Below are 14,545 nucleotides of genomic sequence, written 5' to 3'. Positions count from 1 at the left end.
ACCGCAGCCGGCGCGGGCCGGCCATGACAACCTCTTTACCGTGGAATCAGAAACCATGTGCCAGTTACTGGGCATGAATTGCAATACCCCAACCGATATCCTGTTCTCCTTTGAAGGCTTTCACCGCCGCGGCGGCCAGACCGACCACCACGCCGACGGCTGGGGCATCGCCTTTTTCGAGAGCAAGGGCTGCCGCATCTTCCTGGACGACAAACCGTCGGTGGAATCTCCGGTGGCCAATCTGGTGCGCAACTATCCGATCAAGTCGGAAAACGTGATCGCCCACATCCGCAAGGCCACCCAGGGCGAAGTCAATCTGGCCAACACCCACCCCTTCATGCGCGAGATGTGGGGCCGTTACTGGATCTTCGCCCACAACGGCAACCTGGAAAACTTCCAGCCCGAGGCCGGCTGCCATTACAACCCGGTGGGCAGCACCGACTCCGAGCGGGCCTTCTGCCACCTGATGGAACGGCTGCGCGCCAAATGGTGCCAGCAACCTCAGCTGGACGATTTGTTCGCCGAAGTGGCGCGGCTGGCGGCGGAGATCTCCAGCCACGGCGTGTTCAACTTCATGCTGAGCAACGGCGAGGCGCTGTTCGCCCACTGCTCCACCCATCTGCACTACATCATCCGCCAGGCGCCGTTCAACACCGCTCACCTGGTGGACGACGACGTCAGCGTGGATTTCGCCTCGGTCACCACCCCGCATGACCGCGTGGCGGTGATCGCCACCCAGCCGCTGACGGACAACGAAAGCTGGACGCCGCTCGTCCCCGGCGAGCTGCTGCTGTTCCGCGACGGCTCTCCGCTGCTGCAACACCTGCCGGGCTGAGCGCCCGCCGACAAGCCCTTGCCGCCGGTGTTATGCTGGCGGCAACGTCTTGTTCCGCGAGGCCCGCCATGCAGCGATTCGACTTCAGCCACGCCCCATTCGACGCCCTGAGCCCGGACGAACGCCTGAGGCTGGAGGCTTGCGCCGACATCCTGTTCTACGCCGACGAGCAAACCGTGCTGGCGCCGGACGCGCCGGTCACCGCCCTGTACGTGGTGATCAAAGGCGTGGTCAGGGAAATGGCCGGCGACGAGGTCGTCGCGCTGTACCGGGCGCAGGACGGCTTCGACGCCCGCGCCACCGCCGCCGGCCAGACCCGCCACCGCTTCATCGTCCAGGAGGAAGCGCTGCTCTACAGCCTGCCGCGCGCCGAAGTGCTGGCGCTGACCGAGAGCAACCCGCGCTTCGGCGCCTACTTTTACGCCAGCGTGTCGGAAAAGCTGGGCCGGCTGGCGCAAGGCGCCGGCCAGCGAGAACTGCAAACCCTGCTGGCGGCCACCGTGCGCGACGCCGGCGGACGCCAGCCGGTGTTCGTGGACGCCGGCGCCAGCCTTCGCGACGCGGCGGCGGCGATGAAGGAACACAAATCCAAGTCCGTGCTGCTGCGCGGCGACGGGCGGCTGGGCATCCTCACCACCACGGACTTTCGCGACATCGTGCTGAACGGCGTGCCTTCGGACGCGCCGGCGGCGGAATACTGCCAGTACGAGCTGCTGACCATAGACATAGACGACTTCCTGTTCAACGCCCTATTGCTGATGACGCGGCGCAATTTGCGGCGCCTGGTGGTGACCGAGCGCGGCGAGCCGGTGGCCATGCTGGCCCAGGTGGACGTGCTGTCCTATTTTTCCAATCACTCCCACTTGATCGCGCAGCGGCTGGAGCGCGCGGCCACGCTGGACGAGCTGACGGAAGTGGCGGAGCAGATCCCGCGGCTGGTGCGCATCCTGTCCGGCCACGGCGTCAAAGCGCTGCAACTGGGCCGGCTGGTGCAAAGCCTCAACGCCCGCCTGTTCGCCCGCGCCTGGCGGCTGATCGCGCCGCCGGAGCTGGCGGCCAACAGCTGCCTGCTGGTGCTGGGTTCGGAAGGCCGCGGCGAACAGATACTCAAAACCGACCAGGACAACGCGCTGCTGCTGCGCGACGGCGCGCCCTGGCCGCAACTGGAAGCCAGCTGCCAGGCCTTTTCCGCCGCGCTGTCCCGCTTCGGCTACCCGCCCTGTCCCGGCAACATCATGCTGAGCCACCCGGATTGGCGCTTCAGCGGCGCCGAGCTGCGCGACCGCCTGCACCGCTGGGTGCACAGCCCGGACGGAGACGCCTTGATGCGGCTGGCCATCTTCGTGGACGCGGAAGCCGTCTGCGGCGACGCCGCGCTGCTGGAAGACGCGCAAAACTATCTGCGCGCCACCTTGCGCGACGACGCCGGCTTCTTCTCCCGCTTCGCTCGCGCCGTCGAACAATTCGACACTCCCTTGGGTCTGTTCTCCCATCTGCAAACCCGCGAACGCGACGGCCGGGCGGCGCTGGACCTGAAAAAAGGCGGCATCTTTCCGCTGGTGCACGGCATCCGCGCGCTGGCGCTGGAGTACGGGGTGAGCGAGAACAATTCACAGCAAAGACTGCAGGCGCTGGCGGCCCAGGGCCGGCTGGAGCGAGGCCTGGCCGAAGACGCGGGCGAGGCGCTGTCCTATCTGATGCAACTGAGACTGGAACAAGGGCTGGAACGGATGAGCGCCGGCAAGGCGGCCGACAATCTGCTGGAGCCGGACAAATTGTCCTCGCTGGAACGGGACCTGCTCAAAGACGCGCTGGGCGTGGTCAAACGATTCAAGACGCAGTTGCGCCACCATTACCGGCTGGGCAGTTTCTGATGCTGTCCGCCCTGCTGCGCCAATGGCAACGCCGCCGGCTGCGCGACCCGGCCTACGCCGGCATGTATAGCGAACACCCGGACGAACTGGTCAGCCTGGACTGCGAAACCACCAGTCTGAATCCGGCGGAAGCCGAGCTGCTGTCCATCGGCGCGGTCAAACTGCGCGGCAACCGCATCCTCGCCAGCGAGGCGCTCTATCTCTTGGTGCGGCCGGAACGCGCGCCGCAGGCGGACAATGTGCGCATCCACGGCCTGCGTCCCATCGACGTCAGCCAGGGCCTGGCGGCCCGGGACGCCGTGCGTCTGCTGCTGGACTTCATCGGCGGCCGGCCGTTGCTCGGCTATTACCTGGAATACGACCTGGCCGTGCTCAACCGCTACGTCCGTCCCTGGCTGGGCGTGCCGCTGCCGCAGCGGCGCATCGAGATTTCCGGCCGCTATTACGACTACAAGCTGCGGCAAAACCCGGACGCCCACATCGATTTGCGGCTGGCCAGCATCTGCCGGGATCTGGACATGCCCGCGCCGCCGCGCCACGACGCGCTCAACGACGCCATCAACGCGGCCATGCTCTATCTGGCGCTGAAACAGCGCGGCTACGGCTGATGCCTTGCCGTCAACTCTGCGCGCCACGCTTCACGACGCGCGGCGGACTGGATCGTTTCCCAACCCGCCATCGCCAGATCCGGCCCGTCAAGACGGACCGGCGGCGATGGCGCCGCCGCCTTTGAACGACACGGCCAATAGGACAGGTGACACGCCCGAACCGACGCATCGCATTCTACAATGCCCTGCTGCGCGCCCAAGCTTGCGCGGCAAGCGGTCTATCCACAACAGGAGAAACACCATGCGTTACGCTCACCCCGGCACGCCCGGCGCGTTGATCGCCTTCAAGCCCCGCTACGGCAACTATATCGGCGGCGAGTTCACGCCCCCGGTCAACGGCCAGCATTTCACCACCACCTCGCCGGTGAACGGCCAGCCCATCGCCGAGTTTCCGCGCTCCGACGCCGCCGACATCGACAAAGCGCTGGACGCCGCCCACGCGGCCGCCGACGCCTGGGGCCAGACCTCGGCGCAACAACGTTCCTATCTGCTGCTGCAGATCGCCGACCGCATCGAAGCCAATCTGGAGGTGCTGGCCGTCACCGAAACCTGGGACAACGGCAAGCCGGTGCGCGAGACGCTGAACGCCGACATCCCGCTGGCGGCCGATCATTTCCGCTATTTCGCCGGCTGCATCCGCGCCCAGGAAGGCACGGCGGCGGAAATCGATCACAACACCATGGCCTATCACATCCACGAGCCGCTGGGCGTGGTGGGCCAGATCATCCCGTGGAACTTCCCCATCCTGATGGCGGCGTGGAAGCTGGCGCCGGCGCTGGCCGCCGGCAACTGCGTGGTGCTGAAACCGGCGGAACAAACGCCGCTGGGCATTTCCGTGCTGATGGAAGTGATAGGCGATCTGCTACCGCCGGGCGTGATCAACGTGGTCCACGGCTTCGGCAAGGAGGCCGGCCAGGCGCTGGCCACCAGCAAGCGCATCGCCAAGATCGCCTTCACCGGCTCCACCCCGGTGGGCCGTCACATCCTGCAATGCGCGGCGGAGAATATCATCCCGTCCACCGTGGAGCTGGGCGGCAAATCGCCCAATATCTTCTTTGAAGACATCATGCAGGCGGAACCGTCCTTCATCGAGAAAGCCGCCGAAGGCCTGGTGCTCGCCTTCTTCAATCAGGGCGAAGTCTGCACCTGCCCGTCCCGCGCCTTGGTGCAGGAATCCATCTATCCGGCCTTCATGGCCGAGGTGTTGAAGAAGGTGAAGGCGATCAAGCGCGGCGATCCGCTGGACACCGACACCATGGTGGGCGCCCAGGCTTCGCAGCAGCAGTTCGACAAAATCCTGTCCTATCTGGACATCGCGCGCCAGGAAGGCGCCGAGGTGCTGAGCGGCGGCAAGCTGGAACCGCTGGAGGGCGGCCTGGCGCAGGGTTATTACATCCAGCCCACCTTATTGAAGGGCAATAACAAGATGCGGGTGTTCCAGGAGGAGATCTTCGGGCCGGTGGTCAGCATCGCCACCTTCAAGGACGAGGCCGAAGCCGTCGCCATCGCCAACGACACCGAGTTCGGTCTGGGCGCCGGGGTGTGGACCCGCGACATCAACCGCGCTTACCGCGTCGGCCGCGCGATCAAGGCCGGCCGGGTCTGGACCAACTGCTACCATCTCTACCCGGCGCACGCGGCCTTCGGCGGTTACAAAAAGTCCGGCATCGGCCGCGAAACCCACAAGCGCGCGCTGGACCACTATCAGCAGACCAAGAATCTGTTGGTGAGCTTTGACGGCAAGCCGCTGGGCTTCTTCTAGGAAGCTGCGCACGGCTAGCGAGATCGTGAACGGTTGTTAAACCCCAAAGCGCCGCGATGCGACAATCATCGCGGCGCTTCAGCTGCGCTTAAGCATTGTTTTCTAGCATGGCTTCTCCAGGACAAACCAGCATGTCAAACCGGAGAAAGCCCCATGCGCAGCCCTGATCCACTCGAAGCCTCCCCCGCCTTTTGCCCCATTTGCGCCAAAGCGCTGAACGCGCCCGCCGTCTGCCGGGCCCATTTGACCGCCCGCGCTCCCCGCCTGTTTCTTCGCGAATGGATAAACCGGCCCGGGCGGGTGGGCGCGGTCTGGCCCAGTTCCAAGCGCCTGGCGCAGTGCATGGCCGCCCAGACGCCGATGTCCGGCACCGGTTTTGTGATCGAGCTGGGCGGCGGCACCGGCGCCATTACCCAGGCCTTGCTGGCGCAAGGACTGAGCCGCGAGCGCTTGCGGGTGGTCGAACGCTCTCCGGCCTTTGCCCGGCATCTGCGGCAGCGTTTTCCCTCGGTCCAGGTGATACAGGGCGACGCCGCTCGGCTGGCGGCCTTATTGCCGGAGCACGCGGCGATAGACGCCGTCGTCTCCAGCCTGCCGCTGCGCTCCCTGCCGCGAGCGGAGGCCTTGGCCATCGTCGAACAATGGCGTCGCGTATTGCCGGCCGGCGGCGCGCTGCTGCAATTCAGCTACGCCTTGCAGGCGTCGGCGGACTGGCTGGGCGCGGGCTTTGCGCTGCGCGACAGCCAACTGATCTGGCGCAATCTGCCGCCGGCCAGGGTGATGCGGTTCGAGCGCCTGGGCACGCCGGGCCATTAAAAAAGCGGCGCCGTCGGCGCCGCCCGTTTTAAACCGGCAAGACCGGCCGGCTCAGGACGTGGCCCACTGCTCGCCCTGCGCCGCGCCGCCCATCGCCGGATCGCTATAACCGTCGCGGCCGGTTTCCACCCGGCCGGCGAAGCGGCGGCTGAAGCCGGGGAACGCCGGCGCGCTGACGCTGACGTCGTACCAGCCGTGACTGTCTTTCAACGGCCAGTTCAACACCGCCTCGCCCTGCGGCCCCACGGTAACGCGCTGCGGGTCGGTCTTGGCATAGGCGTTGGCGCGCACCAGGAACTCGCAGTTTTCGCGGCCGCTATTGTGCAGCTTCAGATAAACGTCGCCGGCGGCCGGGTCGTAACAGACCTGAATCTCCGGCTGCGCCTTGCTCACGCGGCCCAGTTGGCCGGCGTCGCCGCTGAAGTGGCGATGAAAGCCGTTGGGGCCCAGCACCCACAAATCGTAAAGGTTGGCGTCGTAATTGACCCGCCACAGCCCGGACAGCTGCTTGCCGGCCTCCACCGCGTAGCGGCGCGGCGGCGCGTCCAGATGGCGACGGTCGTACACGTGGAACACCGCCGCCGCCTTGCCGCTGTTGGCGAAGATCAATTCCACGGCGCCGGCGTTGCCGTCCACCCGCGCGCTGGCGTGCAGCTCGTAAGGCAAGGCGCGCGAGCGGCGCAGGCCGACGGCCTGGACCGGCAGTTCCGGCAAGGCCGGCGCGTTGGGCTTGGTGCGGCCGGGCAAGGCGCGCGCCCGCGCCGCCAGCGCGGCGGTGGCCGGCAGCTTGGGCAGCTCGGCGTTGGGATTGACGAAGTCGAAACAGGACAGCAGATCGCCGCACACCGCGCGCCGCCAGGCGGTGATATTGGGCTCCTTGACGCCGAAGCGCTGTTCGATGAAGCGGATCACCGAGGTGTGGTCGAACACCTGGGAGTTGACCCAGCCGCCGCGGCTCCACGGCGAGATCACGTACATCGGCACCCGCGGCCCCGGCCCGTAAGGCACGTGGATCAGGTCGGCGCGCTCATTGCCGGTTTCGCTGCTGCGCAGATGATGGTATTCGCCGTCGGTCGCCACGGTGGAAGCGCCGGCCAGCACCGCTTTGGCCGGGTCCGCGTCCCAGCTCAGATAACTGGGCGCGGCCGGCGGCGGCAGATGGTCGAAAAAGCCGTCGTTTTCGTCGAAATTGACCAGGAAAACCGTCTTGCTCCACACCTCGGGATTGGCGGTCAGCGCGTCCAGCACGCGGGCGGTGTAATCGGCGCCCTGCGCCGGGCTGGACGGGCCGGGATGCTCGGAACCGTCGGCGGTGGCGACGATATAGCTGACCTGGGGCAGCCGGTTGGCCAACACGTCCTGACGCAGATCGTCCAGCGTCCAGGTGGACAAGCCCTTGCTCTTGAGCGCGGGCTTGGCGCCGGCCTCGCCGAAGTAGGCGGCGCGGAAGCTGCGGAAGCCGGCCACCGGGTTGTCGGTGAAGTTGTCGGCCATGTCCTGATAAATCTTCCAGCTCACTCCGGCCGCTTCCAGCCGCTCGGCGTAGGTGCTGAAGGTGTAGCCGCCCTTGGGGTTGTAATCGACGGAGTCGTAGGCGTTGGCGATCACCGGGCCCTTGCCCTTCTGCAAGGGGTCGTTGCCGCCGCACCACAGGAAGACGCGATTGGGGTTGGTGCCGCCCTGAAACGCGCAGTGATAGGCGTCGCACAGGGTGAAGGCGTTGGCCAGCGCGTACTGGAACGGCAGGTCCGTCTCCTTGAAGTAGCCCATGGCGTGGTTCTGCTTATAGGTGGGCCAGGCGTTCATCACGCCCTTGCCCCAGGCGTATTGCGCGTCCGACCACACATGCGGCGTGCCTTCCACCCGCATATAGGCGAAAGTCTGGGCGGTGTTGAGGTGGAACGGCGCCACCACTCGCGGCGGCGTGGCGCTGTTCCCCTGATTGGTCTGATACCAGACAGTCTTGCGCTTGAGCAAGGCGCTGTCGGCCAGCGGCAGCGGGAAGCGGTCGCCAAAGCCGCGCACCCCGGCCAGGCTGCCGAAGTAATGGTCGAAGGCGCGGTTTTCCTGGGTCAGGATCACGATGTGCTCGACATCCTGAAGGGTGCCGGTGCGGTTGTTCGCGGGAATGGCCAGCGCGCGCTGGATGGAGGCCGGCAGCAGGGACAAGGTCAAGGAACTGGCGGCCAGCGCGCTGCCGCGCTTGATGAACTGGCGGCGGGAAGCGGAAACGGGAGTGTCGGTCATGGCGGGCTATCCGGGTTCAGGGCGCGCAGCGCAGCGTGGCCGGCGGCTTGGTTTGATTGGAATTGCCGTTGCCCGGTTGGCCGGCTTGGTCCTGATTGTCGCCCAGGCAGCCGGCGAGCGCGGCCGCCAGCAGACAGGCGGCCAGCCGGCGCGCCCAAAGGGCGGAGCTGGGCGAAAGAGTGGTGAGCGTCATCGGGGTGCAATCGTCTTGTGGCGGCGCGGCGCGCCGCGGTGAAAAACCAAGGACCCGGGGGCGGAATCCCAGGCCCTTGCCCAGCCCGGCGATGAGGCCGGGCGGGAAAACGATAGCGAGAACGCGTTACCTAATGATGTCGGTTTTGTGAATTAGCCAAAAAATGCTTTTGTCAATGCGTTGGCGCGCTCAAGGCTGGGGCGGTTCCAGCGGCGCGGCGGCCTCCTCGCTCCGTGCGGAGAAACGATACCAATCCAGCCGCCGGGTCAGCGTCATGATGGCGGTCAGCGCGGCGAACAGCAGCAGGCTGCCCAGCAGCAAAGCGTTGTCTTCGGACTGCAAGAGGCCGTACAGCACCGCGTACAACAGGCTGATCAGTCCGGCGAAACCCAGGCCGCGTTTCCAGCCGCCCAGGATGTGGCTGACGTAGAAGCCTATCTGTCCGACGCAGGCCGTCGCCGCCAGCAGATAGGCCGGTCCGAAGCCCAGGTGTTCGGACAAGGCCAGCAGAATCAGGAAAAACATCACCAGCGCCATGCCCACCAGCACGTACTGGATGGGGTGCACGCGCAGGCTGCGCAGCGTTTCCAGCAGGAAGAAGGACAAGAAGGTCAGACCGATGAACAGCACCGCGTATTTGACCGAGCGTTCGTTCTGCTGGTACTGGTCCACCGGCTGCACCAGGCCGGTGCTGAAGGACGGCAAGGCGCTCAGGCCGGATTTCCCGTCGCTGAAGGCGGCCTGCTGGAAACGGTCGTTCAGATTATTGGCGAACCAGCTGCTCTCCCATTGCGCCTTGAAGCCCTTGGCGTCCACGCTGCGCTGCACCGGCAGGAAGTTGCCGATGAAGCTGGGGTGCGGCCAGTTGGACGTCAGGCTCAGCGTGCTGCTCTCGCCCACCGGCACATAGCTGATGCTGCGCGTACCCTGCAAATTGAGTTGGAAGGCGAACGGCAGCGTCTGCGGCTTGGCGAAGTCCAGCAACTGCGGCAGCGGCGCGTGTATGCCCTCGCTCATCCGCGGCAGGCCGGCGCCGGCCGCGAACGGATGCGGCTTGCCGCCGGCGCTCAGCTGCGGCACTTTGCCGATGCCGCGCGGATCGCTGATGCCCACCGCCAGATAGGGGGTTTTCAGCTGAATCGACGGTTTGAGCAGCTCAGGCTGCGGCGGGATCTCGAAATGGCCGCTGAAACCGGCCTCGCTGCCGAAGATCAGCGCCTGATAAATGCCCAGCGAACGCGGGCTGACCTTGAGCTTGCCGTCCACCGCCAGCTGGCGCGGCAACACATAGCGTTCCAGTTCGTGCTTGACGCTTTGCGTCTTGCCGTTCTGTTTCTCCTCCACGGTTTCCACATAGGGGATCACCAGCACCGGGCCGATCACGGTTTGCTCGCCGCTGGTGCTGGCCACCACTTTTTCCACCGCTTCTTCCTGGTAGTGCTTGCGCTCGGAAATCAGATTGCTGATCGCGCTCACCGGCACCAGCAGCGCCAAAGACAGCGCCAGCAGGATCAGTATCTTGGTCAATAAGGGGTTTTTCTTCATCGCTTGTCTCCTGGTTGCATGACGGGGGACAGCCTAAATCCAGGCGATGAAGCGGGAATGAGCCCGTGTGAAGTCTCGGTGAAGTTGGCCGAAGCCGCTCGCTATTGAAGCGGGCTCAGCCCGCCGGCAGCCACAGCCGCGCCTCGGCGCCGCCGTCGGCGTGGTTGGCCAGTTCGGCGCGGCCGCCGTGCAGCTGGGCCACTTCGCGCACCAGGCTCAGGCCCAGGCCGGTGCTCTTGCCGCTGTCCGGCCGCGGCAGCGAATAAAAGCGCTCGAACACCCGTTCCAGCGCGTAATCCGGCACGCCCGGCCCGTGGTCGCGCACGCGGAGCAGATAGCCGCCCTCTTCCGGCGCGCCGCTCAATTCGATGACGCCGCCCGGCGGGCTGAACTCCAGCGCGTTGTCCAATAGATTGGACAGCGCCTGCGCCAGCAGCAGGCGGTCCGCGTTCAGCCGGGCCGGCGTCAGCCGGCAAACCAAGCTCACGTCGCGCCCGGCGGCGGCCAGCGCCTTGCCGTCCACGGTTTCCGCGATCAAGGCCGGCCAGTCCAGCGGCTGGGCGTCCGGCCGCAGCCGCGACTCCACCCGCGCCTGCCACAGCAGCCTTTCGATCAACTGCTGCATGCGCAGGCTCTGCGCCAGGATGTTGTCGACGAAGCGGCGGCGCGTGTCCGGCGGCGGGTCTTCCCGCAGCAGTTCGCCGGCGCCCCGTATCGCCGCCAGCGGGCTTTTCAATTCATGGCTCAGCGTGTGCACATAGCCTTCCACATAGGCCTTGCCCTCCAGCTTGCGCCGCATCGCCTCCACCGCCAGGCCCAGGCTGTCCAGTTCCGGGCTGCCCAGCCGCGGCACATTGGCCGGCTGGCCGGCCGCCACCGCCTCGGCGTAGCCCACCAGCCGGCGGATGGAGCGGTTGATCCACCACACCATCACCGCGCCTATCAGCAAGGCCGCGCCCAGCAGCGCGCCGCCGGCCAGCATGATCTTGCGCTCGCTGCGGCGGATCACCGGCTCCATCGTCACATTGGGCTTGGACACGGTCAGCGAGCCGACGATGCGACCGTCAAGCCGCACCGGCGCGGCCACGTGCATCACGCTGCTGTTTTCATCGTCCGGCCTGCTGCGGGTGCTGCGCGCGCCGTATTCGCCGCGCAGCGTGCGGTAGACGTCGTTCCAGCGCGAGTAGTCCCGCCCCAGATCGCGGCCGCTGGAGTCGAAAATCACCACGCCGCGCGCGTCGGTGACGTAGACGCGGAACTCCATATTGTTTTTGACGATGCCGGAAATATTGGCGGCGATGGGCGGCCGCGCCTTATCGCGGAAGGCGCGGGCCAGCCGTCCGTTGGCGATGTCGCCGTCGGCCAGGTCGGCGGCGGCGATGCCGGCCAGCACATTGGCGCTGTCCACCAGCGTGCCCTCGGTGGCGCGCCGCACGCCCGGCTTCACTTCCTGGGTGAAAATGGCCAGCACGAACCAGCCGGCCACCGCCACGATCAGGAAATAGCCGAGGAACAGCCGCAGGCCGAAGCGCATCTCACTCGCCCAGGCTGTAACCCAGGCCGCGATGGGTCTGGATGGGCTGGGCGTCGGGGTCGATGTCGCGCAGCTTGGCGCGCAGGGTCTTGACGTGGGTGTCCACGGTGCGGTCGAAGCTGTCCTCGGCGTCGCGCCACACCCTCTCCATCAGCTGCTGGCGCGAAAACACCCGGCCCGGCTCCGCCAGCAGGGTTTTCAGCAGCAGGTATTCGTAGCGGGTCAGGTTCAGCTTGCGGCCGGCGAAATGGACGCAGGCGCGCGCCTCGTCCAGTTCGAAACCGGCGGGCGCCGGCGCGGCGGCCGGCGCCTGGCCCTTGGCGTAGCGCCGCAGGATGGTGCGCGCGCGGGCGCTGACTTCGCGCGGCGAAAACGGCTTGGCCACATAGTCGTCGGCGCCGATCTCCAGGCCGATGATGCGGTCCATTTCCTCGCTGCGCGCGGTCAGGAACATCAGCGGCACATCGGCGCGCTCGCGCAAGCGGCGGCACAGGTCGAAACCGTTGATGTCCGGCAGGCCCACGTCCAGAATGCACAGCGCCGGGACGGCCCGCTCCAGCCGCTCCAGCAGCGGCAGGCCGCGCTCGAACCACTCGACGCCGAAGCCGTCCGTCTCCAGCGTGTAAATCAGGGTGTCGGCGATGCCGGCCTCGTCCTCGGCCAGCCAGATCAGCGGCTTCATGGCCGCGCCGTCGCCGGCGCCAGCCTGTGCGACAACAGCCGCAGCGCCTCGGCGTTGGACGGCGAAAACACCTTGTCGGCGGCCGCGTCCCACGGCAGCCAGAGCTGGGCCAGATGCTCGCGCGGCGCCAGCGTCACCGTCTGCGGCCGCTCCAGGCACAGGCCGAACACATGCTCGTCGTTGTGGGTGACGCCGTCCGGATAACGGTGGCGCCAGTGCGGATAGATTTCGTAGCGGTTGACCAGGCCCCAGTCGCTGAGCCGGGCGTCGTCACGCGCCAGGATCAGGCCGGTTTCCTCGGCCAGTTCGCGCAGCGCGGTGTCGCGCAAGGCTTCCTCGCCTTCGCGGCTGCCGGTCACGGATTGCCAGTAGCCGGGCTTGTCGGCGCGTTCGATCAACAGCGCCTGGCCGTCCGCGGTGTGAATCACCACCAGCACCGACACCGGTTGTTTGTCGCCCATCAGCGCTTGCCTCCGTTGGCCGGGCTCTGGCTGGCCAGCAGGCCGGCCAGCTCCACCGCGGATTTGACGCCCATCTTGTCGAACACGCGGGCGCGGTGCACTTCCACCGTTTTCATGCTGATGGTCAGTTCCTCGGCGATCTGCTTGTTGAGCTTGCCGGTGAGGATCAGCTGCATCACTTCGCGTTCGCGGTCCGTCAGCAAGGACAGCGCGGCGGACACCTTGCTGCGGCGGCCGTGCAGCAGGCGGTTCTGCTCGTCGCGCAGCACCGCGGCCTCGGCGCGCTCCAGCAAGCGCTCGTCGTCGAAAGGCTTTTCCATGAAATCCAGCGCGCCCAGCTTCAGCGCCGCCACCGCATGCGGCACGTCGCCGTGGGCGGTGAGCATGATCACCGGCGGACAGTAAGGCCAGCCGGCCAGTTTTTCCAGCAGCATGATGCCACTCATGCCGGACAAGCGCAGGTCCAGGATGATGCCGTTGAAGTCGCCGCCGTCCGGGCAGGCCAGAAACTCCTCCGCGCTGTCGAAGCCGCTGGCCAGATAACCCTGGCCGTCCAGCAGCCATACCAGCGACTCCCGCACCGCGGCGTCGTCGTCTATGATTGCCAAGCGTTTGCCTGCCATGGCGGCGTCTCCCCTGCCTTAGTCTTGCGGCTTATCGTTGAGAATGCGGATTTCCCGCTGCGGGAACGGCATTTGTATGCCATGTTGCTGGAACAGCCGCCAGATTGCCATATTCAGATCGGATTTCAAGCCCATGAAACCGTTTTCCGGGTCCGCCACCCAAAAGCCCAGCTCCAGATTGATGCTGCTGTCGGCAAACAAGGTGACGAAGCCGCGCGGCGCCGGGTCCTGCACAATCCGCTGCTGTGTGCTTGCCGCCTGTTGCAGCAGAGCCAGCGCCTTGTCCAGATCCGTGCCGTAAGCCACGGACACCGGCAAGCTGGTCCACATGCTCTTGTCGGAATAGGACTGGTTGACCACGGTGTTGGTCATCAGTACATCATTGGGAATCAGCGCCTCGGTGCCGTCCGCGCCCTTGAGCACCACGTAGCGGGAAGTCATCTTGGTTACGTAGCCGACGCGGTTCTCCACCATCAGCCGGTCGCCGATGCGGATGGAGTGGTCCAGCAGAATGATGAAGCCGGACACGAAGTTGCTGGCGATCTTCTGCATGCCGAAGCTCAAGCCGAACACCATCGCACTGGCGAACATCGACAGTACGGTCAGATCGATGCCCACCACCGGCAGCGCGATCAGCACCACCAAAACCAGCAATATCGTGCGGGTCAGTTTGGCCATGACGATGCGCAGGCTGGGGTCCAACTGCTTTAGATTCAGCAAGCGGGACTCGATCAGACGGCTGACCCACAAGGCCACCATCACGATGATGGACACCCACAACAGGCCGTTGAGTATGGTCAGCATATTCAAACGAGTCTTGCCCACCGAGAACGACATCGACTCCAGCCACTCGATCACCACCATGTCGAAGCCGATGGCCCAGCTGACAAAGCCCAGCCACAGCACCGTAGCCAGGAAGTGCTCGGTATGGCGTTCGAAACGCCCCTTGGGCAGCGCCTGACGCACCACCGCGCAGCACAGCCGGATCAGGGTCAGCCAGAACAGCATCGCGCTCAGCAAGTGCAGCACCATCGCGCGCTCGTGCAGCAGATGCACCCAGGCGGAGCGGGACAGCATCACCAGCGCCTGCGCCGCCACCGGCAGCACCAGACGGAAGCCCACATAGGGCAAGAAGCGCTCATAGCGCTCCGGATTGTGATCGAAAAACTGTTTGAAGGCGAAACGGGCCAGATAGAAAGCGATGAACACGCACAAGACGCCTATCGCCGACTCCATCAGGCCGGACGGGGTTTGCAAAATATCCAGCAAGGCATCGAAGTCGATTTCTTCACGCTTGAACAGCAATGTGGTTTCTCCCAGAGTTGGTTTGCTCGGTTTTCAAAGCACCGGCTCAAAGTCTAGCGA

General features: G+C 66.0%; 13 protein-coding genes. 5 read left to right on the top strand and 8 right to left on the bottom strand.

Annotation, left to right across the window (positions count from 1 at the left end; translation table 11 throughout):
* The first annotated feature begins 55 nt into the window (after positions 1–55).
* The 5 genes from JC616_RS11330 to JC616_RS11310 all read left to right on the top strand — a co-directional run bounded on the left by JC616_RS11330 (position 56) and on the right by JC616_RS11310 (position 5,895).
* Complete coding sequence (locus tag JC616_RS11330; RefSeq protein WP_107798984.1) at positions 56–835, top strand: class II glutamine amidotransferase; 780 nt, start codon at positions 56–58, stop codon at positions 833–835.
* A 68-nt stretch (positions 836–903) separates the two neighbouring features.
* Entirely contained in the window at positions 904–2,709 is a 1,806-nt protein-coding gene (locus JC616_RS11325) for a putative nucleotidyltransferase substrate binding domain-containing protein (RefSeq protein ID WP_227108332.1), read from the top strand.
* Positions 2,709–3,317, top strand: coding sequence for a 3'-5' exonuclease (locus tag JC616_RS11320; protein ID WP_227108331.1), 609 nt, complete (start codon positions 2,709–2,711; stop codon positions 3,315–3,317). The genes JC616_RS11325 and JC616_RS11320 overlap by 1 nt, the downstream gene beginning before the upstream one ends.
* A gap of 241 nt (positions 3,318–3,558) precedes the next feature.
* The gene (exaC, locus tag JC616_RS11315; RefSeq protein WP_107798982.1) at positions 3,559–5,079 is read left to right on the top strand and encodes an acetaldehyde dehydrogenase ExaC; all 1,521 of its coding nucleotides are present in this window, start codon (positions 3,559–3,561) and stop codon (positions 5,077–5,079) included.
* Between the two features lie 342 nt (positions 5,080–5,421).
* Positions 5,422–5,895: a class I SAM-dependent methyltransferase gene (locus tag JC616_RS11310; RefSeq protein WP_227108330.1), complete on the top strand. Its 474-nt coding sequence runs from the start codon at positions 5,422–5,424 to the stop codon at positions 5,893–5,895.
* Between the two features lie 51 nt (positions 5,896–5,946).
* Here JC616_RS11310 and JC616_RS11305 read toward each other — a convergent pair whose 3' ends face one another.
* From JC616_RS11305 to JC616_RS11270, 8 genes are all read right to left on the bottom strand, one after another.
* On the bottom strand, positions 5,947–8,142 hold the full coding sequence (locus JC616_RS11305; protein ID WP_227108329.1) for a phosphocholine-specific phospholipase C: 2,196 nt from the start codon (positions 8,140–8,142) through the stop codon (positions 5,947–5,949).
* A 16-nt stretch (positions 8,143–8,158) separates the two neighbouring features.
* Positions 8,159–8,335, bottom strand: coding sequence for a hypothetical protein (locus JC616_RS11300; protein ID WP_158274261.1), 177 nt, complete (start codon positions 8,333–8,335; stop codon positions 8,159–8,161).
* A 189-nt stretch (positions 8,336–8,524) separates the two neighbouring features.
* Positions 8,525–9,880, bottom strand: a complete 1,356-nt coding sequence (gene creD, locus JC616_RS11295) for a cell envelope integrity protein CreD (protein WP_107798979.1) — start codon at positions 9,878–9,880, stop codon at positions 8,525–8,527.
* A gap of 115 nt (positions 9,881–9,995) precedes the next feature.
* Positions 9,996–11,414 carry a two-component system sensor histidine kinase CreC gene (creC, locus tag JC616_RS11290; protein ID WP_227108328.1) on the bottom strand — a complete coding sequence of 473 codons (1,419 nt, stop codon included), beginning with the start codon at positions 11,412–11,414 and terminating at the stop codon, positions 9,996–9,998.
* A 1-nt stretch (position 11,415) separates the two neighbouring features.
* A complete protein-coding gene (creB, locus tag JC616_RS11285; RefSeq protein ID WP_227108326.1) occupies positions 11,416–12,096 on the bottom strand; it encodes a two-component system response regulator CreB in 681 nt (226 codons plus the stop codon).
* Positions 12,093–12,557 (bottom strand): dihydroneopterin triphosphate diphosphatase, encoded by a 465-nt coding sequence (gene nudB, locus JC616_RS11280; protein ID WP_227108324.1) that lies wholly within the window; start codon positions 12,555–12,557, stop codon positions 12,093–12,095. Before nudB ends, creB begins: the two co-directional genes overlap by 4 nt.
* Complete coding sequence (locus tag JC616_RS11275) at positions 12,557–13,180, bottom strand: response regulator transcription factor (RefSeq protein WP_019100757.1); 624 nt, start codon at positions 13,178–13,180, stop codon at positions 12,557–12,559. The genes nudB and JC616_RS11275 overlap by 1 nt, the downstream gene beginning before the upstream one ends.
* Before the next feature lie 18 nt (positions 13,181–13,198).
* The gene (locus JC616_RS11270; protein WP_227108322.1) at positions 13,199–14,485 is read right to left on the bottom strand and encodes a mechanosensitive ion channel family protein; all 1,287 of its coding nucleotides are present in this window, start codon (positions 14,483–14,485) and stop codon (positions 13,199–13,201) included.
* Positions 14,486–14,545 lie beyond the last annotated feature (60 nt).

This window comes from Chromobacterium rhizoryzae (assembly GCF_020544465.1).
In the GTDB taxonomy this organism is placed as follows: Bacteria; Pseudomonadota; Gammaproteobacteria; order Burkholderiales; family Chromobacteriaceae; genus Chromobacterium.
The sequence above is the reverse complement of the archived record's forward strand: the minus strand, read 5'-3'. Positions and strand labels throughout refer to the sequence as shown.